Annotated in this window: 21 protein-coding genes, 1 tRNA gene and 1 pseudogene; 14 read left to right on the forward strand and 9 right to left on the reverse strand. The window is 64.0% G+C overall.

Annotated elements, in window-relative coordinates:
* A pseudogene (locus tag B1526_RS03535) lies at nucleotides 1-643 on the forward strand (IS256 family transposase); the annotation flags it as partial.
* A gap of 133 nt (nucleotides 644-776) precedes the next feature.
* Here the strand turns inward: B1526_RS03535 and B1526_RS03540 are convergent.
* A tRNA-Lys gene (locus B1526_RS03540) sits at nucleotides 777-849 on the reverse strand.
* 193 nt (nucleotides 850-1,042) lie between these two features.
* Between B1526_RS03540 and B1526_RS03545 the strand changes: the two genes are divergently transcribed.
* Entirely contained in the window at nucleotides 1,043-2,590 is a 1,548-nt protein-coding gene (locus B1526_RS03545) for a C69 family dipeptidase (protein WP_095614848.1), read from the forward strand.
* A gap of 26 nt (nucleotides 2,591-2,616) precedes the next feature.
* On the opposite strand, the gene B1526_RS03550 is transcribed toward B1526_RS03545, so the two are convergent.
* Nucleotides 2,617-3,339: a TetR/AcrR family transcriptional regulator gene (locus tag B1526_RS03550; RefSeq protein WP_095614727.1), complete on the reverse strand. Its 723-nt coding sequence runs from the start codon at nucleotides 3,337-3,339 to the stop codon at nucleotides 2,617-2,619.
* A gap of 116 nt (nucleotides 3,340-3,455) precedes the next feature.
* Between B1526_RS03550 and ftsY the strand changes: the two genes are divergently transcribed.
* Nucleotides 3,456-4,883 carry a signal recognition particle-docking protein FtsY gene (ftsY, locus tag B1526_RS03555; RefSeq protein ID WP_095614728.1) on the forward strand — a complete coding sequence of 476 codons (1,428 nt, stop codon included), beginning with the start codon at nucleotides 3,456-3,458 and terminating at the stop codon, nucleotides 4,881-4,883.
* Nucleotides 4,884-4,986: 103 nt separating this feature from the next.
* Here the strand turns inward: ftsY and B1526_RS09460 are convergent, their stop codons facing one another.
* Genes B1526_RS09460 through B1526_RS03580 form a run of 6 tightly spaced genes read right to left on the reverse strand, consistent with a single transcriptional unit; the run spans nucleotide 4,987 to nucleotide 8,683 of the window.
* Nucleotides 4,987-5,265: a hypothetical protein gene (locus B1526_RS09460; protein ID WP_327078344.1), complete on the reverse strand. Its 279-nt coding sequence runs from the start codon at nucleotides 5,263-5,265 to the stop codon at nucleotides 4,987-4,989.
* Nucleotides 5,244-5,750: an ATP-binding cassette domain-containing protein gene (locus B1526_RS03560; protein WP_327078345.1), complete on the reverse strand. Its 507-nt coding sequence runs from the start codon at nucleotides 5,748-5,750 to the stop codon at nucleotides 5,244-5,246. The genes B1526_RS09460 and B1526_RS03560 overlap by 22 nt, the downstream gene beginning before the upstream one ends.
* Nucleotides 5,747-6,271, reverse strand: coding sequence for an L-2-amino-thiazoline-4-carboxylic acid hydrolase (locus B1526_RS03565; RefSeq protein ID WP_095614729.1), 525 nt, complete (start codon nucleotides 6,269-6,271; stop codon nucleotides 5,747-5,749). Before B1526_RS03565 ends, B1526_RS03560 begins: the two co-directional genes overlap by 4 nt.
* Nucleotides 6,272-6,274: 3 nt before the next feature.
* Complete coding sequence (locus B1526_RS03570) at nucleotides 6,275-7,135, reverse strand: amino acid ABC transporter permease (protein ID WP_095614730.1); 861 nt, start codon at nucleotides 7,133-7,135, stop codon at nucleotides 6,275-6,277.
* Entirely contained in the window at nucleotides 7,135-7,824 is a 690-nt protein-coding gene (locus B1526_RS03575; protein ID WP_095614731.1) for an amino acid ABC transporter permease, read from the reverse strand. Before B1526_RS03575 ends, B1526_RS03570 begins: the two co-directional genes overlap by 1 nt.
* Before the next feature lie 4 nt (nucleotides 7,825-7,828).
* On the reverse strand, nucleotides 7,829-8,683 hold the full coding sequence (locus B1526_RS03580) for an amino acid ABC transporter substrate-binding protein (protein ID WP_164470453.1): 855 nt from the start codon (nucleotides 8,681-8,683) through the stop codon (nucleotides 7,829-7,831).
* 403 nt (nucleotides 8,684-9,086) lie between these two features.
* Here B1526_RS03580 and B1526_RS03585 point away from each other — a divergent pair, with 403 nt between their 5' ends.
* The 10 genes from B1526_RS03585 (at nucleotide 9,087) to B1526_RS03630 (ending at nucleotide 22,330) form a co-directional block, all read left to right on the forward strand.
* Nucleotides 9,087-10,379: an ammonium transporter gene (locus tag B1526_RS03585; protein WP_095614733.1), complete on the forward strand. Its 1,293-nt coding sequence runs from the start codon at nucleotides 9,087-9,089 to the stop codon at nucleotides 10,377-10,379.
* Between the two features lies 1 nt (nucleotide 10,380).
* Nucleotides 10,381-10,719, forward strand: a complete 339-nt coding sequence (locus B1526_RS03590; protein ID WP_095614734.1) for a P-II family nitrogen regulator — start codon at nucleotides 10,381-10,383, stop codon at nucleotides 10,717-10,719.
* A 233-nt stretch (nucleotides 10,720-10,952) separates the two neighbouring features.
* The gene (locus B1526_RS03595) at nucleotides 10,953-12,839 is read left to right on the forward strand and encodes a [protein-PII] uridylyltransferase family protein (RefSeq protein WP_095614735.1); all 1,887 of its coding nucleotides are present in this window, start codon (nucleotides 10,953-10,955) and stop codon (nucleotides 12,837-12,839) included.
* 452 nt (nucleotides 12,840-13,291) lie between these two features.
* On the forward strand, nucleotides 13,292-14,851 hold the full coding sequence (locus B1526_RS03600; RefSeq protein ID WP_095614736.1) for a hypothetical protein: 1,560 nt from the start codon (nucleotides 13,292-13,294) through the stop codon (nucleotides 14,849-14,851).
* A gap of 94 nt (nucleotides 14,852-14,945) precedes the next feature.
* Nucleotides 14,946-16,331, forward strand: coding sequence for a replicative DNA helicase (dnaB, locus tag B1526_RS03605; RefSeq protein ID WP_095614737.1), 1,386 nt, complete (start codon nucleotides 14,946-14,948; stop codon nucleotides 16,329-16,331).
* Between the two features lies 1 nt (nucleotide 16,332).
* Entirely contained in the window at nucleotides 16,333-17,772 is a 1,440-nt protein-coding gene (locus B1526_RS03610) for a Mur ligase family protein (protein WP_095614738.1), read from the forward strand.
* A gap of 11 nt (nucleotides 17,773-17,783) precedes the next feature.
* Nucleotides 17,784-18,533 (forward strand): type 1 glutamine amidotransferase, encoded by a 750-nt coding sequence (locus B1526_RS03615; RefSeq protein ID WP_095614739.1) that lies wholly within the window; start codon nucleotides 17,784-17,786, stop codon nucleotides 18,531-18,533.
* Nucleotides 18,534-18,583: 50 nt separating this feature from the next.
* Nucleotides 18,584-19,024, forward strand: coding sequence for a phasin family protein (locus tag B1526_RS03620; RefSeq protein ID WP_133088436.1), 441 nt, complete (start codon nucleotides 18,584-18,586; stop codon nucleotides 19,022-19,024).
* A gap of 301 nt (nucleotides 19,025-19,325) precedes the next feature.
* Nucleotides 19,326-21,155 (forward strand): ABC1 kinase family protein, encoded by a 1,830-nt coding sequence (locus B1526_RS03625; RefSeq protein WP_407640993.1) that lies wholly within the window; start codon nucleotides 19,326-19,328, stop codon nucleotides 21,153-21,155.
* Between the two features lie 104 nt (nucleotides 21,156-21,259).
* Nucleotides 21,260-22,330 (forward strand): glycerophosphodiester phosphodiesterase family protein, encoded by a 1,071-nt coding sequence (locus tag B1526_RS03630; RefSeq protein ID WP_095614741.1) that lies wholly within the window; start codon nucleotides 21,260-21,262, stop codon nucleotides 22,328-22,330.
* Nucleotides 22,331-22,628: 298 nt separating this feature from the next.
* On the opposite strand, the gene B1526_RS03635 is transcribed toward B1526_RS03630, so the two are convergent.
* The gene (locus B1526_RS03635) at nucleotides 22,629-23,552 is read right to left on the reverse strand and encodes an NAD-dependent epimerase/dehydratase family protein (protein WP_095614742.1); all 924 of its coding nucleotides are present in this window, start codon (nucleotides 23,550-23,552) and stop codon (nucleotides 22,629-22,631) included.
* A 241-nt stretch (nucleotides 23,553-23,793) separates the two neighbouring features.
* Between B1526_RS03635 and upp the strand changes: the two genes are divergently transcribed.
* Nucleotides 23,794-24,435 carry a uracil phosphoribosyltransferase gene (gene upp / locus B1526_RS03640; RefSeq protein ID WP_095614743.1) on the forward strand — a complete coding sequence of 214 codons (642 nt, stop codon included), beginning with the start codon at nucleotides 23,794-23,796 and terminating at the stop codon, nucleotides 24,433-24,435.
* Nucleotides 24,436-24,662 lie beyond the last annotated feature (227 nt).

Here is a 24,662-nt window from a genome sequence, read left to right on the forward strand (position 1 = left end):
CTGCCTGGTCCACGTGCAACGCGACACCAGGGCCGATCTGACCTCCAGACCCAGACTGCAGGCCGGGAGGGATCTCAAACGCCTCGCCGACACGCTCACCCGCATCCACGACGCCGACACGGCCGCCAGGTGGGGCCAGGCGCTCAACGCGTGGCACGAACGCTGGAAAGGCATGCTGGCCGAACGCACGTACGCCAAGGACCATCCCGACGATCCCAGGGCCGCCACGAGCACAAGCGGATGGTGGTGGACCCACCTGCCATTGCGCCGCGCCTATTTCAGGCTTGAACGCCTCTTCAAAGACGGCACGCTCTTTTGTTTCCTCGACCCCACACTGACCGCGCAGGGCCCCGTGCCACGCGACAGCAACCGCCTCGAGGGAGGGCTCAACGCCGCGCTCAAGCGCATGCTCGTCAACCACCGCGGCCTGCCCGAGGCGCACATGCGCCGCGCCTGCGAATGGCACTGCTACATGAACAGCGCCAAACCCGACCCCGCCCGCATCCTCAAGCAACACGACCGGCAGAGCAAACCACGTACAGACCAAGACAACGAGCCCGACATGACCCAGCCAACACTCGGAACCGGCATCGACTGGAACGAATTCCACGCCAGCACACGCTACCCAAACGCAACCGAATGAAAGTCTAAATCAATAACTTTAGTTCCTATATGCCCGATTGTGCGGACGCTCGTCGCGGACGTATATGCATCGTGCGCGGATATTGGAAAAGGCTTGGCATCGTGGTGGTTCTACGATGCCAAGCCTTTGCTTGTGCCCCCCCAGGGATTCGAACCCTGAACCCACGACTTAAAAGGACGCTGCTCTAACCGTTGAGCTAGAGGGGCAACAACGTGCAAGTATACATCGTCCCATCGATTTCGCAAAACCAACCTGATCCTTCTGCGTACCATCGTGCGGAATATGACGCAGAACGGTACGCTGAGGAGACTGTAAGCATACCGCGGTGCGGAACGCGCCACGGTACGCTCGCGGCGGCGTTACGCGCGCGGTGTGCGCGCATCGACTAACGTGGTCATCATGTCTTGCACCACACTGTTAGTCGGAAAATCAGCCAGCATCGACGGTTCCACGATCATCGCGCGCAATGACGATTCGGGGAGCGGCACGTACGATCCGAAACGGTTCATCGTCGTGCAACCGCACGAGCAGCCGCGCGCGTACGCGAACGTCGCGGGCACGTTCCGCATCGAACTGCCCGACGACCCGTGCCGCTACAGCATCGTGCCGAACGTGCGCGCGAACCGCGGCATCCTCGCGGAAGCGGGTGTCAACGAACACAACGTCGCGATGAGCGCGACGGAGACGATCAGCGTCAATCCGCGTGTGCTCGCCGCCGACCCCTTCGTCAAAGCGGACACGAAGACAGACAAGAACAACGCGGACGAACAGGTCAGCGGATTCGGCGAAGAGGACATCATCACCCTCGTGCTGCCATATGTGACGACGGCGCGCGAAGGCGTCGAACGCCTCGGCGCGCTCCTCGAGGAGTACGGCACCTACGAATCGAACGGCATCATCATCAGCGATGTGGACGAGATATGGTACGTCGAGACGATCGGCGGCCACCATTGGATCGCGCGCCGTGTGCCCGACGACTGCTACGCCGCCGTGCCGAACCAGCTCGGCATCGACAGCATCGATTTCGACGACGCGTTGAGCGAGCGCCGCAACAACATGTGCAGCGCGGACCTGCGCGATTTCATCGACGACCACCACCTCGACCGCGCGATGTCGTCGGAGAACGGCAGCCCCGCGCATTTCGACACGCGTGGCGCGTTCGGCACGGCGACACCGAAGGACGCGATCTACAACACGCCGCGCGCATGGTATATGCAGCGGTACCTCAACCCGTCCCACGATTGGGACAGTGAGGACGCCGAATACCGTCCCGATTCGCAGGACCTGCCGTGGTGCCGCGAACCTGAGCGCAAAGTGAGCGTCGAGGACGTCGCGTTCCTGATGGGTTCGCATTTCGACGGCACACCATACGACCCCTACGGCACGACGGGCACCGCGGAAAGCCGCCACCGCTACCGTCCGATCGGTGTCAACAGGACCGGGCACATGGTGTGCATGCAGATCCGCCCATACGTGCCCGACGCGCACCGCGCGCTCATGTGGATCTCGTACGGCTGCGGCGCGTTCACATCGCCCGCGCCGTTCTACGCGAACGTCGACGATACGCCCGCGTTCCTACGCGACACCGACGGTGAACACGCGACGACGGACACACTGTACTGGATGAACCGCATCATCGCCGTCATCGCGGACGCCCACTGGTTCGATACGAACGGGGAGATCGAACAGTACATCGAGGACGTGCAGTCGTACGGAATCAACCTCGTCGAACACACCGACGCATCGATCGCGGAGGATGCGGACGCGCTCGCGCAGGACGCGGACGGCGTGCGCGGCGCTGCGGTGCGCACGGCGCTCGCGGACGCGAACGAGACGATGGCGGTGTGGCTGCGCGCGCGTACGCAGACATTGCTCGACCAAGTGTTGTATACGTCGAGCAACCTCATGCACAACGCGTTCAGGATGTCGGATCACTGGATGAAGTGAGCGGCGCGGCGGACGTTGGCGCAAGGTCAGGCGCCGACGTCCGCCGTCGGTTCCTCGCAATCCCCGTCCGCGTCTTCCGCGCCCGCCGCGTTCGTCGATGCCGTGGACTTCGCCGTTTTCGCGGCCTTCGCGCCTTCGAAACGCAACTGTGGTTTCGCTTCCATGCGTGACAGGCCGTTCCATGCGAGGTTGACGATGAGCGCGGCGAGCTGTTCCTTGCTGAGTTTGCGTTGGTCCGCCCAATACTGGCCTGTGTAGACGGTCATGCCGACGAGCATCTGCGCATAGTACGGTGCATGTTTTGCGGGCAGTTTCTGCCGTCGGAACCATTCCTCGAGGATTTCGCCGACTCGTGTCGAGACGTCGCCGAGGAGCGACGAGAACGAGCTCGTCGGATCGGTCGTCGGGGAGTCGCGCACGAGGACCTGGAACCCTTCCGCATTCTCCTCGATATAGGTGAGCAACGTGAGCGTCGTGCGTTCGACGATCTGCCGCGGATGCAGTTTCTCGGTCGAGAGCGCTTCGAACAACGCGTCGGTGAGGGTGCGCATCTCACGGTCGACGACGACCGCGTACAGTCCCTCCTTCCCGCCGAAGTGCTCATAGACGATCGGTTTGCTGACTTTCGCGGTCGCGGCGATCTCCTCGACGCTGACCGCTTCGAATCCTTTGGACGCGAACAGTGAGCGGCCGATGCGGATGAGTTGTTCGCGACGTTGGTACGACGACATTCTCGAAGCGTTTGCCATACCGCGTATTCTTTCACGCCCTCTTGATTGCCGAGCGCCCGCCGCGATCGTCGGCTGTCGCCGGACGGCCGCGCGTGGGGATGCGGCGTGTCCGTTGAGGTTTTTAGGCTGGGGTTATGGATACGAATACCGTGTATGGCATCATCGCCGTCGTGGTCATCGCCCTGCTGTTCATCGTGGGCGGCATATGGGCGGATCGGTCACGCAAGAAGCGATTGGGAAAGTCCGAGGAGGAGGCGAAGGCGAAAGCCGACGCGCGCCTCGCCGCGGAACGTGAGGAGGCGCGGCGCAAAGCCGCCGCCGAAGCCGCGAAGACGGCGCCTTCCGCCGCGCAGACCACTGACGAACGTGAACGGCGGCAGGCGCAGGCACCGAAGAAGGTCCCTGCAACCGAACCCACCGCGGAACCCACAGTCGAACCCACGACCGAAACCGTCGAGGAGACGGTGACGGTCACCGGGGAACCGCAGACCACTGCGGCCATCGAAACCACCGAAACCACCGAAACCACCGAGACCACCGAAACAATCGAGGAACCCGAAGCCCCGGCCGTCGTCGACGAGACGATCGCCGAGGAAGTGCCGGCCCCCGTCGAGGAGAAGACCGAACGTCCCGTCGGCAAGAAGGGACGTCTCCAGCGTTTGCGCGAACGGCTCGCGAAATCGAGCAACCCCTTCGGCAAGGCGCTCTTCAACATCCTCGCGAAGGACCATCTGTCCGAATCGGATTGGGAGGACGTCGAGGACACGCTGCTGCTCGCGGACGTCGGCGCCGAAGCGAGCGAGGAACTCGTCGAAAAACTGCGCACCGACGCACGTGTGACCGGTGAGACGGACGCGACACAGCTGCGTGAGGCGCTGCGCGCCGAACTGCTCAACCTCGTCGGTACCGAGACCGACCGCACGCTCGAAGCGGACAAACCGTATGCGAGCACACCAAGCGTCATCATCATGGTCGGCGTCAACGGCACCGGCAAGACGACGACGACCGGCAAACTCGCACGCCTCTTCGTCTCGGAAGGCAAGCACGTCATGCTCGGCGCGGCGGACACGTTCCGCGCGGCGGCCGCGGACCAGCTCGAGACGTGGGGCGCGAAGGTCGGTGTGCCGGTCGTGCGCTCGGACAAGGACGGCGCCGACCCCGCGTCGGTCGCGTTCGAAGCCTCCGCGAAAGCGAAGGAGACGGGCGCCGACGTCCTCATCATCGATACGGCGGGACGTCTGCAGAACAAGGCGAACCTGATGGACGAGCTCGGCAAGATCCGCCGCGTCACCGAAAAGAACCTGCCGGTCGCCGAAGTGCTCCTCGTGCTCGACGCGACGACGGGACAGAACGGCATGACGCAGGCGAAGGTGTTCGCCGAGGCGATCGGCATCACCGGCGTCGTGCTCACGAAACTCGACGGTTCGGCGAAGGGCGGCATCGTCATCTCGGTGCAGAAGGAACTCGGCGTCCCCGTCAAACTCGTCGGCGTCGGCGAAGGGCCCGACGACCTCGCCCCGTTCGATCCGGAATCGTTCGTCGACGGCATCCTCGGCGAGTGAGGACGGATGGTCGGACACCTATCGGCACAACTGATGTCGGAATAGAGGAAGGCGCGTGTGCGCGGACGATGCCGCGCACACGCGCCTTCCTCTATCTCCACTTTTATTTGTTCGTCATCTTGCTCAGGAATTCCTGGACGCGCCGATGTTTCGGATGGTCGATGACCTGCTTCGGCGTGCCGTCTTCGATGATGCGTCCGCGGTCGACGAAGACGACGCGTGACGCGGCATTGTACGCGAAACGGATTTCGTGGGTGACGATGATCATCGTCACACCCGTCGCCGCGACGTCGCCGATGACGTCGTTGACGTCGCCGACGAGTTCCGGGTCGAGCGCCGACGTCGGCTCGTCGAACAGGATCACGTCCGGTTTGAGCGCCAACGCGCGCGCGCGATCGACACACGCTGCTGCTGGCCGCCCGACAACATGTTCGGATAGCGGTCGTCGAACCCGTCGAGACCGACGCTGTGGAGCGCCGCGCGCGCACGTTCGCGCGCGGCGTGTTTCGCGACGCCGCGCACGACGGTGAGTCCCTCGGTCACGTTCTGCAGCACCGTCTTGTGCGCGAAGAGGTTGTAGTTCTGGAACACCATCGCCGTCTTGCGCCGCAACGCGAGCGTGGTGCGGTACCTCGGTTTGTTCGTGTAATCGATCGCCGTCCCCGCGACGCGCACAGTGCCGGCGTCCGGCTGTTCGAGCGCGTTCACGCAGCGCAACAGCGTCGTCTTGCCCGATCCGCTCGATCCGAGGACCGCGAGCACTTCGCCTTTGCGTACGTCGAGGTCGATCCCGTTGAGTACATCGTTGCCGCCGAAGCGTTTGCGGATGCCGCGCAGCGAGACGACAGTATCGTCGGCGGTGCTCATCGCGCCACCTCGGCGTTGGTTCCGTCGGTCCTGCGGAAGCGCAGTGTGCACACCGGGCGCCCTTCGGCGATCGTGCCCTCAAGTGTGAAGTCGACGTGCCTGAACGCGCCCGCGAACGCGTGGTCGCCCGCCATCGCGATTTCGCACAGGCGTGCGATCTCCTGTTCCGTCTTGCCCTGGCGCACCCATTGGGTGACGTAAGGGCAGTAGTGGAAGTCGATCTGCAGTTCGTCGTCCGTTTTCGTGACCGTTTCCATCTCGTAGATCTCACGGTTGTGGTCGGTGCCGAAATTGTCGATGAATTCACGGAACGAATCGGGATCCTTGAGCGTCTTGCGGAATTCGCGCGCGTTGTCGGCGCCGTAGTCGGCGACCGCGTCGTACGCGAATGCGTCGTCGAGGCCGCGTTTCGCCGCTTCGTCAATCATGCGGCTGATCGTCGCGGCGCGGCGTTCGGATATCTCACGTGCCGCGTTCACGGTCGCGTTGTCAAGTGTGGGGATGTTGTGCTCGAAAGACATGGTTCAGGCTCCAATCGGTTGCGGGGTTGGGGTTTCTGCGCGGTCGTGCGCAAACGTGGCGCCGCGGACCGCACTGATGGGTTCGGTGGATGGGATGGATGGGCCGGAAGACGTATCGTCGGCGTCCGCACCGTGTGCACTGATCGCGGCCGCCTGCCGCACATCCTGCCTGCGGTAGGTGCCCACGCGACGTTCGAGCTTCGTCATCGCGCATTCGAGGCCCGCGCATACGGCCCAGTAGATGAGTGCGGCGTCGATGTACGCTTCGAGGTATTCGTAGCCGTCCGCAGCGCTCAGTTGTGCGGCGATGAGCAGTTCGCTCACGTTGATGAGCGACGCGAGCGCCGTGCCTTTGAGCAGCCAAATGACGTAGTTCGTGAATCCAGGGAGCGCGATCACGGCGCCCTGTGGCACGATGACGCGGCGGATCGTCTGCCAACGTGTCATGCCGAGCGCGTGCGCGCATTCGATCTGGCCGTGGTCGATCGCGCGCACCGACGAGACGACGACGTCGGTGAGATACGCGCCGAAATTGCAAGCGAGCGCGGCGACCGCGGCCCAGAAATACGGGATGTGGCGCGGATCATGATGGTAGACGCCGAGCCCGTCGAGCCACCGGCACAGCAGTGGCATGCCGTAATAGCAGAACAGCAGTTGGACGGCGAGCGGCACGCCTTTGATGAACGTGTTGAGCGCGATGACCACCTGGGTGAGCACGGGGACGCCGGTGAGGATGACGGTGCCGAGCGTGAGCGCGAGCGTGACCGCGAACAGCAGCGACCATGCGGTCAGCAACAGTGTGTTCGGCAGTCCCGCGAACACGGTCGGCAGGTCCGCGATCATGAAGTCGTAGTCGAGTTCCATCAGGCGACGGCCTTCCGCTCATGGCGCGCGAGCCGGTGCGACGCCGCGCCGAACGCCGCTTCGAGCACGGCGCACAGCACGAAATAGCACACGCCGGCGATGCCGAGGATCGCGAGCTGCCCGACACCGTATTGTGCGGAGATGATCGTCTTCGCCGTGCCGAGGATGCACGCCGCGCCGATGACGTACGCGATCGACGTGTCCTTCATGACCGCGATCTCGAGGTTCTTGAGGTTGAGCAACGAGACGCGCAATGTCTGCGGTGCGATGACGTGGACGAAGTTCTGCCATCGGTTGTAGCCGAGGCTCAGGCCTGTCTCGATCTGGCCGCGATCGACGGCGAGGTAGCCGCCGCGCAGCGCCTCGCATACGAAGCATGACAGGTTGAGCGTCGTCGCGATGATGAAGAAGGCGCCGGCCTGCCAGTCCTCGATGTCGGCGCCGATGAGCGCGAAGAGCTTCGGCAGGCCGAAGAACACGAGGTACAGCTGGACGATGCCGGGTGTGCCGCGGAAGAACGAGATGACGACCGTGCACACCCAATAGATGACGCCCTTGCGGCCCACGCGTGCGATGCACAGCAGCGTGCCGAGGATGAGCGCGAGCACGGATGGCACGAACCAGTAGATGAGCGTCGCCGGCAGCGCCTGCAGCAGCCGTGGCAGCACGGTGGGCAGCAATTCGAGCATCGGGTCACTCCTTGAACGCGCCGAGTTCCTTGGCGAGCTCGTAGTTGTCCTGCTTGAACCACTTTTCGCTCAGCTTGGGGAGCGTGCCGTCATCGAGCAGTGCGTCGACCTGTTCGTCGATCGCCTTCTGGAGGTCGCCCTGCTTCTTGTTGTAGAGGATCACGGTGCCGGCCGCGTCGACCGGGTCGGTGACCTTGAGCTCGTAGCCGAGCGTGTCGGCGACGCCTTCGTATTGCGCCTTCGACAGGTAGACGGCGTCATAGGAACCGTCGTGCACGGCGTTGAACATGTCCTGGAACGTCTCCTGGTTCGTCACGGTCGGCACTTCGATCTTCGTGTCCGGATGGCGCTTGAGCCAATCGGTGATCGCGACATAGCGGCCGTCCGACGGGACGATCGGGTCGAGCGTCTTGCCGTCGAGGTCCTCGAGCGTCTTGATCGTCGAATCCTGCGGCACGATGAGGTTCATGAAGAAGTAGTTGTACGGCTTCGACAGCAGGTACTGCTCGGCGCGCGCGGGCGTCTCGAAGAACGCGCCGATCATCGCGTCGTATTTGCCCTGTTTCGTGCCGATGAGCCCCGTCTGGTAATCGAGCACCTCGTATTCGAACGTGTAGTCGTCGAGCCTGTCGTCGATCGCTTTGAGCACGTCGAGGTCGAATCCGGCCGGTTGGCCGTTGTCATCGGCGTAGGCATACGGCGGATCCTGCGATTCGAGGACGAATGTGACGACCTTCGCGCCGTCCGCGTCCGCGGCGTCGGCGGATGGGTCCCCGGTGCCGCACGCCGCGCACATCCCCATGAGCGAGATCGCGATGATTGCGGATAGCGTCGTCGTGGCCGGTTTGTTGATCGACATGGGTCGTCCTCTCTCATTGGTTGGGGTTGTTGTCGGCTTGCCGCCTGACATGGGGCATCGTAACGTGCGTGTGCGCGGCGCGTCGCGGCGTGGCGATAGGCGGAATCTATCGCGTGGTATCACGGTGGCGTATGCGGGGAAACGAAGGGATTCCTACGCGCGATAGGAAAAATCGATGGCCCGTTATCGGGGTGCGCCGCCGTGCGCCGGCGCATGGAATGCGTGGATGGCGAGCCATGCGCTTTTACATATTCGTAATGCGTCGAAACATGCTCAAAACCCGCGGGGCGTTCCATATGGCATGTGAGCCCCGCACGGGGCTGCAAATCCAATGAGAGTCGCCCGCCGGGCCTTCTGGCGGACAAGGCAAGACAAGAACGACATATGAGAGGGAGGTGGCCGTATGGGACAGCTTGATTCCGGTAACGCCGCGTGGATTCTGACGAGCGCGTGCCTGGTGTTCCTTATGACACCCGGTGTTGCATTCTTCTACGGCGGCATGGTCCGTGCCAAGGCCGTGCTGAACATGATGATGATGGAGGCCGCGGCGCTTTCGGTCACGATCATCATCTGGGGCCTGTGGGGCTGGTCGATCGCCTACGCCGGCCATTCGATCGGCGGTGTCTTCGGCGATCCGGCGACCGGGTTCCTGCTGCGTGACACGATGGTCGCACAGGACGGCGTCTTCACGTCGGCAAGCATGAACGCGAACAACTATCCGGCGTCCGTCGACGTCGGCTTCCAGGCCGCGTTCGCGATGATCACCGTCGCGCTCATCTGCGGCGCGATCGCGGAACGCGTCAAGTACAGCACGTGGATGATCTTCGTCGCACTGTGGATCACGCTCGACTACGCGCCGATGGCGCATATGGTCTGGAACGGCGGCCTCCTGTCCGCCGACGGCCCGATCTCGCAGGCGATCGGCGCGGCCGCGCACGACTTCGCCGGCGGCACCGTCGTCCACATCAACGCCGCGGTCGCGGCGCTCATCATCGTCCTCATCATCGGCAAGCGCAAGGGCTTCGGCACCGAGCCGATGCGCCCACACAACGTCCCGTTCGTCATGCTCGGCGCGTTCCTGCTGTGGTTCGGCTGGTTCGGCTTCAACGCCGGCTCCGCGTTCGCCGCGAACGGCACCGCGGGCTATGCGTGGGTCTCCACGTCGCTCGCCGCAGGCGCCGCGATGCTCGCATGGGGCTTCACCGAGAAGATCCGCACGGGCCACTACACGGCGATTGGCGCCGCCTCGGGCATCGTCGCCGGCCTCGTCGCGATCACGCCGGCCGCCGACGTCGTCTCCCCGCTGTGGTCGATCGTGCTCGGCGCGATCGCCGGCATCGTGACATGCTTCGCCTGCTCGCTCAAGTACAAGCTCGGCTATGACGATTCGCTCGACGTCGTCGGCGTCCACGGCGTCGGCGGCCTCATCGGCACCGTCCTGCTCGGCTTCTTCATGCAGGGCACGGGCCTGTTCTGCGGCGGCGACTGGCGTCAGCTCGTCGTGCAGGTCGTCATCGCGGTCGTCGCCATGGCGTTCTCCGCGGTCATCACGACGATCATCGCGTTCGGCCTTGAGAAGACCATCGGCTGGCGCGTGACCCAGGCCCAGGAAGTCGGCGGCATCGACCTTGCCGACCAGGGCGAACGCGCATACGATTTCGCTGGCACCGCCAGCTCCGTCATCAAGGAGATGTGACATGAAGCTCATAACCGCAATCATCCAGCCATTCAAGCTCGACGACGTCAAGGAGGCCCTCGCGGCCGCTGGCGTCCACGGCCTCACCGTCTCCGAGGCGAACGGCTACGGCCGCCAGCGCGGGCACACCGAGATTTACCGCGGCGCCGAATACACGGTCGACCTCATCCCGAAGATCCGCGTCGAAGTCCTGTGCGACGACGCCGACGCCGAAACGCTCGTCGACGTCATCATCAAGTCGGCCGGCTCGGGCACGATCGGCGACGGCAAGGTGTGGGTCGCCCCGCTCGACATGGTCGCCCGTGTGCGCACCGGCGAAACGGGCTCCGCGGCCATCTGACATGGCCCGATGATGTCCGGCCTCGCCGGACCGTCACCTCCATATGACGGCGGCTTCCGATGCGCTGTGCACGGAGGCCGCCGCCGTATACGGCGCGGCCGGCGTACGGCCGTTCGCTTTCCCGCGCTGTGGTACGCTGAGGCGCCTCCCGCCGTACCGCAGCGCAGGAAATTCCATACCCACGAATTATCCGGCAGACGAGAGGGCCCGGCATGGGCCGGCAAGGGGGAACGATGACGGCCGCCGTCGACGATCTCAAAGGACGCATGCTCGCATTGAGCGCACCGGACGAGGATGGCGTATACCGCGACGGCACCGCGAAACGCAAGGCGCGCACGGCGCTCGCGTCCGACGCGCTCGCGGCGTTATGGAATGAGGCATGCGCGGCCGTGCCCTTCGATGTGCCGACGGAAGGCATCGGCCTCGCGGCCGTCGGATCGCTTGCCCGCGGGCAGCTCGGCCCCGTCTCCGACCTCGACCTTGTGCTCATCCACGATGGCAAGGCGCTTGGCCGCACGCAACTCAACGCGTTCGCGAACCGACTATGGTATCCACTGTGGGACAGCGGCCTCGACCTCGATCACTCCGTCCGCACACATGACGAATGCACGTCGGTCACCGACGCCGACCTGCCGGCCGCGATGGGCTGGCTCGACGTGCGACCCGTCGCGGGCGACGCCGACCTCATCACGCGCACATCGGTCACGATCCTCGAACGGTGGCGCAAAGCCGCGCGCAAACGCCTCCCCGAACTGCTCGACTCCGCGAAGCAGCGGCTCGACCGCTTCGGACGCATGCCATACGTCAACCAACCCGACATCAAGGAGTCACGCGGGGGCCTGCGCGACACGGTGCTCACATCGGCACTCTCTGCGTCATGGCTCGCCGACCGTCCGCACGGACGTTACGACGCGGCCGTCGAACGCCTCCTCGACGTGCGCGACTGCATCCATCTCGCCGCGCGCAAGGATACGAACCTGCTGCTCGCGCCGTACCAGGCGCCCGTCGCCGCGATGCTCGGCCTCGCCGACCCGACACTGCCCGAGGACGCGCGCGCGGCGGCGTCGATCGACGATCTGCAGACGCTCCTCGCACGTCTCGGGCGCGCGATCGCGTTCTCGCTCGACGCGACGGCGGCTCGCGCCGAACATACGCTCGTCCACGAACGGCCACGGTTCTCGTTCTTCCAGATCATGCACCCACGCGCGGGCGGCAGGCGCGAGGCGCCGACATTCGAACTGCTCGCGCCGGGCGTCGCCGTCCACGAACAGGAGGTCGTGCTCGCGCCGGGCGTCGACGCGTCCGCGGACGGCGACCTCCCGTTGCGCGTCGCCGTCGCTGCCGCCGAACATGGCCTGTCGATCAACACATCGACGCTCGCGAACCTGGCGACATCCCCAATCAGCTACACGAACTGGGATGACGCGTCGCGCGTGGCCTTCGTCCGCCTGCTCGCGAGCGGCGCGCACCTGCTCGACACATGGGAGGAACTCGATTTCGTCGGCATCCCGAACCGTTGGATGCCCGAATGGGCCGCGATACGCAACCGTCCGAGCGCTTCGGCCGCGCACCGGTACACAATCGACCGCCATATGATCGCCGTGACGTCGCAGCTCGGACGTGAACGCCCGTATTTCGGCGCATCGTTCGCGTCCCGCGGCGACGTCTCCGGTGCGCTCGCGCCACGTACGTCCGGGCGGTACGACGATGAGCACTATGCGGCGCTTGTGCTCGCGGGCATCCTGCACGACATCGGCAAACGGCCGCGCGTCACCGACCATGCGAAGGAAGGCGAACGGCACGCGCGCGCCGTGCTCGAACGGATGGGCTTCGACGCGCGCATCGTCGGTATGGCGACGCTCCTCGTGCGCGAGCATCTGACATTGTCGGCGTTTGCGACGTCGCGCAATCCGAACGACCCCGGTGTCGGCGACGAGCTCGCGTCCCGCGTCGAACGTGACCCGCTGCTGCTCGACATGCTGTTCGACCTGACGAAAGCGGATATGTGCTCGCTTGGCGCGACGTCGGGCGAGCATATCTCGGGGCAGCTCGGATGGAGCGCATGGAGCGCGCAGGTCGTCACGACGATGGCGGCGACGGCGCGTGCGGCGATCGGCTGACGTCCGCGCCGCCGCGATCGGTGATGCGCGGCGCACGTAGCACAGATAGGGGGGCCGTGCAAATCGGCGTGCGCTAATGGGAGCGGTATTCCACTATGTATCCCCATGTTTTCCACAGGGTTATCCACCGAATGTGGATAACTGGAAGCGTAATCCACATGGTTATCCCCAGAATGTGGATAAGTAGGGGTTCTGTGGACAACGTTGTCCACAATGCCGCTCCGCGCGCGTCGCTCCACCGTCCGCTGAACGTCGATAGGAAGCGGTATCGACATGTGACGGATGCAGGATGGATTGCGTTATCCACATCGGATGAGGAATGGTGGAACACGCCGCGGCTTTCCACATATCCACATTCTTTTCGAAAGCGGTGGCACGCGGGCGGCGGATACGGCACAGTGGCAGGAACACCGGTGCACATCCAAGTTTTCCGCCTACAAGGAGGCCAACGCATGTCCACAACCGCAGACCAGACCACGCAAGGCGCGACGCTCGAACTCGATTCCAAGGGGTTCCTCGAACAGCTCGTCGAATTGCGCGCGTTGTTCGACGACCACATCGTCAACGCGGAACGCATTGTCGTCGACGAGAAGGACACGCCACAGGGGAAAATGGTGAGCACGGTCCTGCCACCGGCGCCCGAACGGCTCCAGGACATCGCCGAGGAATTGTTCGGCGCGTCATGCTGGCCGACCGAGATCCACGCGGCGGCCGAACAGGGGGATACTGCCTTCATCAACCATTGCCGGACGTTCCTGACGCATTGCGAATACGTCGTGCGCCGCCGCGGCCTCGGCTACTGGCTGTACGAACGCATGGCGCACGCGCGTGCCGCCTTCGCGACGGACAGGCCCGACGACGAACTGCCGCTGCTCATCCGGGCCTTCGACCGCAAAAGATTCGAAAAGCGCTTCAAAGGCCACGACAAGCGCCGCTTCGGTTCGAAGCACCAACGCTTCTCCGACTTGTTCGAATACTACCGCATGATGCGGTCGATGGCGTCGCGCTGCATCATGCGCTGGGGTGCGCCGGGCATGCAGACGTCGCGCGTCGCCTATGCCGTGCTCAACGACGGCACGATAGGCGGCGAATTGCTCCTCGAGGCGACGACGCCGTGCCACCGGTTCAAATCCGAAGCGGAACGCCGCGAGCACGAGGATGCGATCGAGATCATCCATGCGATCGACGGCCTGCGCGTGCAGGCCGACGCGGAATACGAGCAGGCGCTTGCGCGCGGCGACGTGCATGTCTCGATGCCGAACCGGATCATCGACGACGACGATGACGTGATGCACACCGCATACCAGTACTTCTCCTACCACGTCGGCATCGCCGATGTGCTCGACCGGGCGAAACGCAACGAGCCATGGTGCCAGGAGGACATCGAGCGGTACATGAAGGTGAAGCCGCGCGTCTCCGCATGCGAGCAGCGCATCGACAAACGGTTCCTCTATGACGCGCAGCAATTGCGCAAGGCGGTCGAGGCGCTATGGGGCACGACGGTCCCGATGGTCGACACGATCTACGAGTCGCCGCAATTGCGCGAACAGGAGATGCAGAAGCCACTGTGGGGCAATCTGATGTACATCGCCGACGTCGCCGCCTCGATCCTTGGCGTGATGATGCGCAACCAGTTGCTCGGCGCGCTCGTGACGCACGACCGTGACCTGATCGAATCGTCGTTCAGGAGCCTTGACTCGATGTGCAGGATGGTGCGTGACATCGGCGTGCTCGCGATGCCGATGCTGCTCATCGACGAGCACGAGATCGACTATGAGCAATTGCGTGGCGCATCGAAGCACGAGCAGACGTCGATGCTGCGCCAATACTGCATCTTCCGGGACGCGGCGGTCGGCGTATGGCTTGCGCGCTCGCCTTGGAAGGACAATGCGATGATGCGCGATGCGACGCTCAAACTGTTCGGGCCGTCAACGCTTGGCTTCTCGCGCGTCATGCTGCCGCGCCTCGAACAGGAGCTCGCGATGCCCGGCACACTCGGCGAGGCATGTTGAACACGCCGGACACACCGTCGTTGCCACGGGCCCATCGATGATGGTCCGTGGCGTCGATGGCGCATACGCCGGAGGCTTCATATAATCGACTGCTATGGCTGATGGATTCAATGGATTTTCAGGAAACGACAAGAACGACATGGCGCTCTTCGACCGCGTGCCGCCGCACGACGACGACGCGGAGATGGCGACGCTCGGCGGCATGCTCATGGCGAAGGACGCGATCGGCGAAGTCACCGAGACCCTTGAGGAATCCGACTTCTACCAGCCGAAGCACCAGACGATCTACAAGGCGATCATCGACCTGTTCTCAGCGGGCGAGCCGGCCGACGTCGTGACGGTCGCGAACCAGCTCAACGACGCCGGCGACCTGGAGAAAGTCGGCGGCGTCGCCTACCTGCACGACCTCATCGGCGCCGTGCCGACGGCTGCGAACGCCGTGTACTACGCGACGATCGTGCACCAGCGCGCGATCCTGCGTGCCGTGATCGCCGCCGGCACGAAGATCACGCAGCTTGGTTACAACGCCGAAGGATCGCAGGCGCAGGACGTCGTCAACCTCGCACAGGCCGAGGTGTACGAGATGAGCATGGGCAAGGTGCATCAGGACTATGCGCCAATCTACGACTCCGTCGAAGCGACGCTCAAGCAGCTCGACCTCATCCAGAAAGGCGAGATCGAATCCGGCATCGCGACCGGGTTCCGCGACATCGATTCGGTCACGAAAGGCCTGCAGCCGGGCCAGATGATCGTCGTCGCGGGACGCCCCGCGATGGGCAAGTCGACGCTCGGCGTCGACTTCGCACGCGCGGCCGCGCTCCACCAGAACCTGACGACCGTCATCTTCAGCCTTGAGATGAGCCAGATCGAACTGTCGCAGCGCATCATCTCCGCGGAGACGAACATCCCGCTCTCGGCGATGCGCAACGCCGAGGACATCGACCCGGGACGCTGGAACGTCCTCAACAATTTCTTCGTCAAACTCAAGGACGCGCCGCTCTTCATCGACGATTCGCCGAACATGAGCCTCATGGAGATCCGTGCGAAATGCCGCAGGCTCAAGCAGACGAACGACCTCAAACTCGTCGTCATCGACTATCTGCAGCTCATGAGCGCCGGCAAACAGGTCGAAAGCCGCCAGCAGGAGGTCTCTGAGTTCTCGCGCGCGCTCAAGCTGCTCGCGAAAGAACTCGAAGTGCCCGTCGTCGCGCTCTCGCAGCTCAACCGAAGCTCGGAACTGCGCAACGACAGGAAACCGCAGATGTCCGACCTGCGTGAATCCGGCTCGATCGAACAGGACGCGGATGTCGTGTTCCTCGTGCACCGCCCCGACGCCTATGATAAAGAGGACCGCCCGGGCGAGGCCGACATCATCATGGCGAAGCACCGCAACGGACCGACGGCGACCTTCAACCTGGCGTTCCGCGGGCAGTACTCGAAATTCCAGGACATGCCGCAGGACTATCAGCAAGGGGTCTGACATGACGAAAGCAGCGAAAGGGCCGTGGTACGGGTTCGCGACGCCCGCACTCGGCAAGACGGTGCGGTGGGCGTCGCGCGTCACCCACCATGGCGGAAGCGCGTTCCCGGGCAAAGTCGTCGAAAAGGCCGACCCGACGTTCCTGCGCCGCACGTTGGCGCAACTGCCACTCGGCGTCATCCTTGTCTCCGGCACGAACGGAAAGACGACGACGACGAGGATGGTCGCGATGATGCTCGAATCGCTCGGGTTGCGCGTCTTCACGAACCCGACCGGATCGAACTTCACGCGCGGCGTCGTCTCCGCACTCATCAACGAAGTGACCATCGGCGGCAGGATCGACGCCGATATCGCCGTCCTCGAACTCGACGAAGCCTACGCCGTGCAGTTCGTCGACCAAGTCAAACCGCAATACGCGCTCCTGCTCAACGTCATGCGCGACCAACTCGACCGCTTCGGCGAAATCGACAACACCGCGCGCCTCCTCGGACGCGTCGCCGAAGCAGCGACGCGCGCCGTCGTGCTCAACCGCGAAGACCCGCGCATCGCGGCGCTCGCCCAACTCACGCCTGTCGATACCCATGTATCGTACTTCGGCCTGTCACGCGCATTGCGCCGGTATTTCCCGACCGACGACGACATGGCGACGACCATCGCGCTCGCGGCGGGCGACGATACGGCGGTGGCCGCCGCGGACATGCCGACGAACGCGACACGCGCCGATGTCATGCTCACCGCGGTCGGCGACCACCGTGCGCAGATGGTCATCGACGGGCGCGAATACGAATCCGAAGTCAAACTCGAAGGCGTCTACAACCTCTACAACGCGGCGGCCGCGCTCGCCGTCGTACGCGCTGTGCGGCAGGACGTGCGCGCCGACGGCGCCATCAGGCGCGCGGCCGACACGATTGCCCAACCGCGCCGCGACGGCTTCATCATGCGCGCGCAACGCTTCGCGACGGCGGACACGGCGGAGCTGCTCGACGCGCTCGCACAAGTCACACCGGCGTTCGGACGCGGCGAAGTCATCGACGTGCACGGATCGCCGACGGAACTGCTCCTCGTCAAGAATCCGATGGGCTTCCGCCTCGCGCTCGCATCGTTCCCTCCCGACGACGCGGACACGATGATCTGCATCAACGACGAATACGCGGACGGACGCGACATGAGCTGGCTGTGGGACGTCGACTTCTCAAGCCTCAAGGACAGTGGCGTCGCCGCCGTGTCCGGCGTGCGCGCATGGGACATGGCGCTGCGCCTCGCCTACGACGACGTGCGCGTCGGCACGGTCGACACCGACCTCGAACAGGCGGTCGAATCATTCGTCACAGGCAACCCCGGCAGAAGGAAGCACATCTACTGCACGTACACGGCGATGCTCGCCGTGCGTGCGTACCTGTCGAAGATCGCCGACGTCGCCGACGCCGGCGTCGGCAAATGAAGGAGCGGCGCATGGCACAACCAATCGACATCGTCTCGTTGTACCCGAAGGACATGAACATCTACGGGGACACCGGCAACGTCCTCACGATCGAGCGTAGGCTCACGCTCTACGGATACGCACCGCGCATCCACATGGTCAACCAGCGCGACCCGTGGCCCGGGCGCGTCGACATCATCCTCGGCGGCGGCGGCCAGGACACCGGACAGAAGAAGATCATCGACGACCTCTACGCGCGCGCGGACACATTGCGCGCGCTCGCCGCAGACGGTGTGCCGATGCTCATGATATGCGGACTGTACCAGCTGTTCGGCGAATACTTCGAGACGGTCGACGGCGCGCGCCTCGACGGCATCGGCATCATCGGCGCATACACGGTCGGGCGCGACGCGCGCATGATCGGCAACCTCGTCGAACACAGCGACGAATTCGGCACCATCATCGGATACGAGAACCATTCGGGACAGACGTTCCTGCGCGACGGCGTGCGCCCTTTCGGCACCGTCGACCACGACGGCATGGGCAACAATGGTGAAGACCACACGGAAGGCGCGCGCGTGCACAACGTCATCGGCACCTATATGCACGGTTCGCTCCTGCCGAAGAACCCAGCCGTGAGCGATTTCCTCATCCGCACGGCCGTCGAACGTCGGTACGGCACGTTCGCACCCGGAGGGACGCCCACGCAACGCGACGAACTCACACGGATCGACACGGTCGCGCAACACGCGCGGGACGTCGCACAAGTACGCCCACGCTGAACGCGCGGCACGCGGCGGGACGTGTAGAGTTAGCACTATCCAAACGATGGATGAATGAGCTGGGAGGCATCATGACCGATTCGAACAACAACATCCCCGACTTTGGCGAAGGGCTGCGCAAGATTTTCCTCGCGGGCGTCGGCGCGATCGCCACGACCGCGGAGAAGGGACAGGAACTCGTCAACCGCCTCGTCGAACGCGGCGAACTGACCGTCGAGCAGGGCAAGGAGCTCAACAGCGAACTCGCGCACAAGGCGAGCGACAAGAAGGACTCGTTCAAGGAGAAGGCGGCCGAGGCGTCGCAGACGCTCCAGAACGCCGCCGCGGGGCTGCGCAACCAGGCCGCGCACGTCGTCGACGACCTCACCGAGAAGGTCGACGACGCCGACGCGAAGGTCGATGCCGCGGACGCGGACGTCGACGAGGAAACGGTCAAGGCCGACGTCACGATCGACACCGCCGATCCGGACACCGCCGCTTCGGGCAAGTGAGTCCGCGAACCATCAACGAACGCCGCGCGCATAAGCGCCGCGGCACAACGCGCCGCCTGACGCATGACACCGCGGGCGACGCTTCGGCATGCCTATGGACGACCACGTGAACAATCAGACAGACAGCATCGACGCGATACCGTCGGCCGACGATGGCGTGAGCACCGCGGAACTCAAACGGTTCGCGCGCGAAGAACGGCGCGACGAGCATGACGAGGCGCGCGACGAGCGGCGCGAAGACCGCGCGCGTGCACGTGCGAGGCGTGAGGCGCAACGCGGAGCGCGCATCGACACCTCGAAAATCGTCGACCTCGACGCGCGACTGCAGAATCAGGAAGCGGACAGCGACGCCGGTGCGTCCGCACAACGCGGCGCGCGCCGCGAACGTCTCCTCGATGCGGAGGAGACACAGGAGGCGGCGCACATCATCGCATTGCGCAACCAACTGCCGAAACAGACGAAGGAACCCGAGACGATCGGACTGTTCGGCGCGCACCGCCGCTCGTTCTCCGACGAATACCATCTGACACGGCGCAGCAAAATCAAACGGTTGCACCAAATCGGCAAAATCGCGATGCAATTCGACGCGCTCAAAGGGCTCACACCCGTCAAGATGCGCCTCATGTTCGAAGCGCTCGGCCCCACGTTCGTCAAAGTCGGGCAGATCCTGTCGATGCGCTCGGAGATCCTGCCGCAATCGTTCTGCGACGAACTCTCCAAACTGCGCGCCGACGCCGACCCGATGCCGTACTCGATCGTCCTCGAAACACTCGAATCCGAATACCACCGTCCACTCAGCGAAGTCTTCAGCGCGATCGACCCGACACCGCTCGGCTCCGCATCGCTCGCGCAAGTGCACCGCGCGACGCTGCTGAGCGGCGAGGACGTCGCCGTCAAAGTGCAGCGCCCCGGCGTGCGTGTGACGATGGCCGAAGACGTCTCGATCATGCGGTCGCTCGCACGCGGCGCGACGAAGATCATGCACAACGCGCAGGTCGTCGACTTCCAAGGCGTCGTCGAGGAACTGTGGGACACGTTCGACGAAGAGACGAACTTCCTCAACGAAGCGCGCAACCTGAGCGAATTCAAACGGTTCTGCGACGACTTCGCATACATGGACTGTCCGACGCCCTACATCGACCTGTGCACCGAACATGTGCTCGTCATGGAATACGTCGAAGGCATCCCGATCGCGCACACGCGCGAACTCATCGCGGACGGCTATTCGCTCAACGAAATCGGCACGAAACTCGTCGACAACTACGCGTGCCAGATCCTCGACGCAGGCTTCTTCCACGCCGACCCCCACCCGGGCAACATCGAAATCCGCGGCGGGCAGATCGTGCTCCTCGACCTCGGCATGACCGGGCGCCTCAACGCGTCGACGCGCGCCGCGCTCAAACAGATGCTGTTCGCCGTCGCGAAACAGGATTCGGCGGGACTCGCCGACGCCCTGCTGCGTTTCGCCGGAACCGAAACCGACCATACCGACTACCCGTCGCTCCTCGCCGACCTCGACGGCATCGTCGAGGAATTCGGCACCGTGAACCTCCAGGACCTCGACCTCGCGCAATTCCTCGCGTCACTCACGCAAATGGCGCGACGCCACGGCATCGAGATCCCCAGTTCGATCACGACGGTCGGGCGCGCGCTCGTGACCCTCGAAGGTCTGCTCGACAAATTCATCCCCAACGTCAACATGATCGAAATCATCTCCGAGCACATCGAACACTCGAAGACGAAAACACAGGTCGTCAAGGACGAAGCGAAACAGCTCGCCCTCGAAAGCCACGAAGCGCTCCACGGCGCGCTCAAATCGCTCAGCGAGGCGAACGTCGCGCTCCATATGCTCACGCGCGGCGAACTGCGCGCGAACTTCGAACTCGTCGGCTCGCAGGAACCGCTCCAGCAGCTTTCGGACATGGTCAACCGACTCACGATGGCGCTCATCGTCGTCGGCCTGTTCGTCGGATCGTCAATCGTCTATTTCGCGGGCATGAAACCGATCATCTTCGGCATACCGGTCGTCGGATTCCTCGGCTATCTCGCGGCGTTCGTGCTCTCATGCTGGATCGTCATCGACATCTACCTCAAAGGACGCGAACGCAAACGCAACAGGAAACACAAATAACGCGGGCGCTGCCGTTCGCTCATAGCGCGCGTGGCGGCGCGGCGCGGTGCACTAGGCTCGACAGTGGAACAACGCACCATCAAGGGCAATCATAAGGAGCAACCATGGCAAAGACGTTGAGGAACATCGTCATCGGCGCGGCCGTCACGGCGGGGGCCGCGGTGTGGGCGATGGCGCCGCGCACGTTCAACAACCGCAGGAAGAACTATGTGTCGTCGCTTCCGGAGGTCATGTTCGCACACCGCGGACTGCACGACGCGGGCTCCGGACTGAGCCAGCAGTACGCGGGGGAGAGCGGCGAATACGTCGCGCTCGCACGGCGCATGGCGATGCAGGCGGGATACGGCACGCCGCGCGAAGTCGGACCGATCGCGCCCGAGAATTCGCTCGCGGCGTTCGCGGCGGCGGCGCAGGCAGGATACGGCATCGAACTCGACGTGCAGCTCACGCTCGACAACAAAGTCGTCGTCGCGCACGACCCCGACCTGCTGCGCGTCGCAGGCGACCCGCGGAAAATCGCCGACCTCACCTACGACGAGCTCGTGCGCATCCCACTGTTCCCGACGGCCGCGCCGGGGGCGGAGACGTCGCCGCTCCTGCCGGGCGCGACGGCCGAGGACCCGACGCTCGTCAAGACGCCGGAACAGGTGCCGGAAGGCTACTACCAGCATGTGCCGCTCCTCGCAGACGTACTGCGCGTCGTCGACGGACGTGTCCCGATCATCGTCGAATTCAAATTCGAGAACATGCGCGATTGGGGTTCGCGTGACGACGCGCTCATGCAGCAGGCGGCGGATCTGCTCGACGCGTACCGCGGCGTGTACGCGGTCGAATCGTTCAATCCTGCGGCGATGCACTGGTACAAGGAAAACCATCCGGGCACGTCGCGCGGACAGCTCGCGGAGGATGCACCGTTCGGCGACGCCGATCCGATCGTGTGGGCGGCGGGCAAACTCGCGTTCAACTGGATGAGCCGCCCTGATTTCATCGCGTACGACTACCGCAACGGCAACAGCAAGACACTCGCGTTCGCGCGTCGCATGGGCGCGCAGACGGTCGCGTGGACCGTGCGCAGCGAGCAGGAGCTCAACTCGTGCATGCCGTACTTCGACCGTTTCATCTTCGAAGCGTTCGTCCCGGGCGAGACCGCGGCGAGCGCGGCGCGGCAGCTGTAAGCGGCTGCGTTGGTTGTCGGACGGCTGTGCGTTGCGGCGGTGCCGCGAAGTGCAGCCGTCTACAACGTCGATATAGACGTAGTCGGCGGCGGTGCCGCAGTGTGCAGCCGTGAGTCCGACGTTCGTATCGGACTCACGGGTGGCGCAAACGGGGAAACCATGTACAATGGAACACGCGTCGGGCCGTGCATAGCCCCGGGCTCCATTTTTTGCCGCTGCGAGCGGCCTTTGCGCCGACATGGCGCTTTCGCGGTCCGGCGCACTTCCTTATTTCCCCATCTGCAGCGCGGAAAGCTCGTCAATGCGTCGGCTGCGGCGCGAGATGCAGATCGATGTACTGTGTGTACGGATGCGCGTTCACTTGCTCCATATGTGCGCGGTACCAGTCGTAGGATTCGCGCAACCCATCGTCCATCGGTGTGACCTTCGGCATGAGCTCCTGTTGTGCGTGGACGTCGAGACGGTATTCGTAATCGTGGAACGGGAAGAACTTACGCGCCTCGACGTTGTCGACAGTCGCATACGTCGCCGTCTTCCCGACGGCGGCATAGCACATGCCGACCCATTCGCGCACGCTCACGCTGTCCGGATTGCCGACGTTGAAGACCCGTTGCGCCGGCCTGGCGTCGATGATCAGTTCGAGGAAACGGCACAGGTCGCGCACATGGAAGAACTGCAGACGCATACCGCCATCGTGCGGCAGATAGAAACACCTGTCCTCGCGCGCGCAGTCGAAGACGAACGCTTCGCGGTAGAGGTTGTTCATCGGTCCGTACAGATACGGCGGCCGCACGATGTACGCGTCGTTCACGCATTGCAGCAGCGCACGTTCCGCTTCGATCTTGCCGGTGCCGTAGTCTCCCCAGAATGTGTTCCGCCCGAGGCGGACGCCTTCTGCAAAGGGTTGCAGATTCGTTTCCGGATAGACGGCGCTCGAACTGATCATGATCGTCGTGCCGACTGTTGCATGCTCGAGGCCGCGCACGAGGTCGAGCACATCGCACGCGTTGTATGCGGTCACGTCGATGACTGCGTCGAAATGCTCGCCGTCGAGCATATGGTCAAGGTTGTGACGGTCCGCGATGAGCGTACGCACACCTGCGATCTGCGGATGCGAACCACGGTTGAGCACCGTGACGTCATCCCCTGATTCCACGAAATACGTTGCGATGAAGCGGCTGACGAACACCGTACCGCCCGTGACAAGGATGCTGCGTGTCACGTTTCGACCCCTCTCCTGTTCCTGTTCTGTTTTGTGGGTGCCGCGCCTCCCACGCATAGGCACACACTCTCGTAGTGTACAGATGCGGCACCATAATTGATGACATCGTATCCAATTATTGAGATGTCATATGAGACGGCAGTACTCTGTGAGCGTAATACGCGGTAGGCGTGTGCACGGACGCCGCACAACGCCGCACGTTCCACGTTTCGGCACACGACGGCGACTATGCTGGGAAAGTATGGAACTGCATGTACTCAACCATCCGCTCGTCGAGCACAAACTCACTGTGCTGCGCGACAAGAACACCCCATCCTCCACGTTCCGTGAGCTCGTCTCGGAACTCGTCTCACTTGAGGCGTACGAAGCGACGCGCAACCTCGCCGTCGTCGACAAACCGATCGAGACACCCGTCGCGCCGATGGTCGGCAAGACAATCGCGCAACCGCGGCCGATCATCGTGCCAGTCCTGCGCGCGGGACTCGGCATGCTCGACGGCATGACGCGCATGATCCCCTCCGCCGAAGTCGGCTTCCTCGGCATGAAACGCGACGAGGAACACCCGACGCAGCAGATCACATACGCGAACCGCCTGCCGGACGACCTCTCCGGACGCCAGTGCTTCCTCATCGACCCGATGCTCGCGACAGGCGGCACACTCGTCGCGGCGACGCACTACCTCGCCGAAAAGGGCGCGAAGGATGTGACGGCGATCTGCATCATCGCGGCGCCCGAAGGCATCAAATTCGTCGAGGACAACATCGATCCGAGCATCGATTTCCGTGTCGTCGTGTGCGGCGTCGACAAAGGGCTCAACGACAAGAGCTACATCGTGCCGGGCCTCGGGGACGCGGGCGACCGCCTCTACGGCGTCATCGACTGATCCGGACGCTCGCGGCTCGGCAGGAGCTGCGGTGCGAGCGTACGGTGTGCGGAACGGACGTTCCCCTGCGGGGGCGTCCGTTTTTGTGTGGGTGGGCGGGGGTTGCGGGTGGTGTGGTGTGCGGGTGGAATCGTCGGTGCGGTCTGCTGTTCGGGACGGAAACGGGCGTGTTTGCGGGTGGATGCGCAGGTGGCGGCTGCGGAATGGGACGGAGTGTCCCGGTTGGC

This window comes from Bifidobacterium criceti (assembly GCF_002286935.1).
Taxonomy (GTDB): domain Bacteria; phylum Actinomycetota; class Actinomycetes; order Actinomycetales; family Bifidobacteriaceae; genus Bifidobacterium; species Bifidobacterium criceti.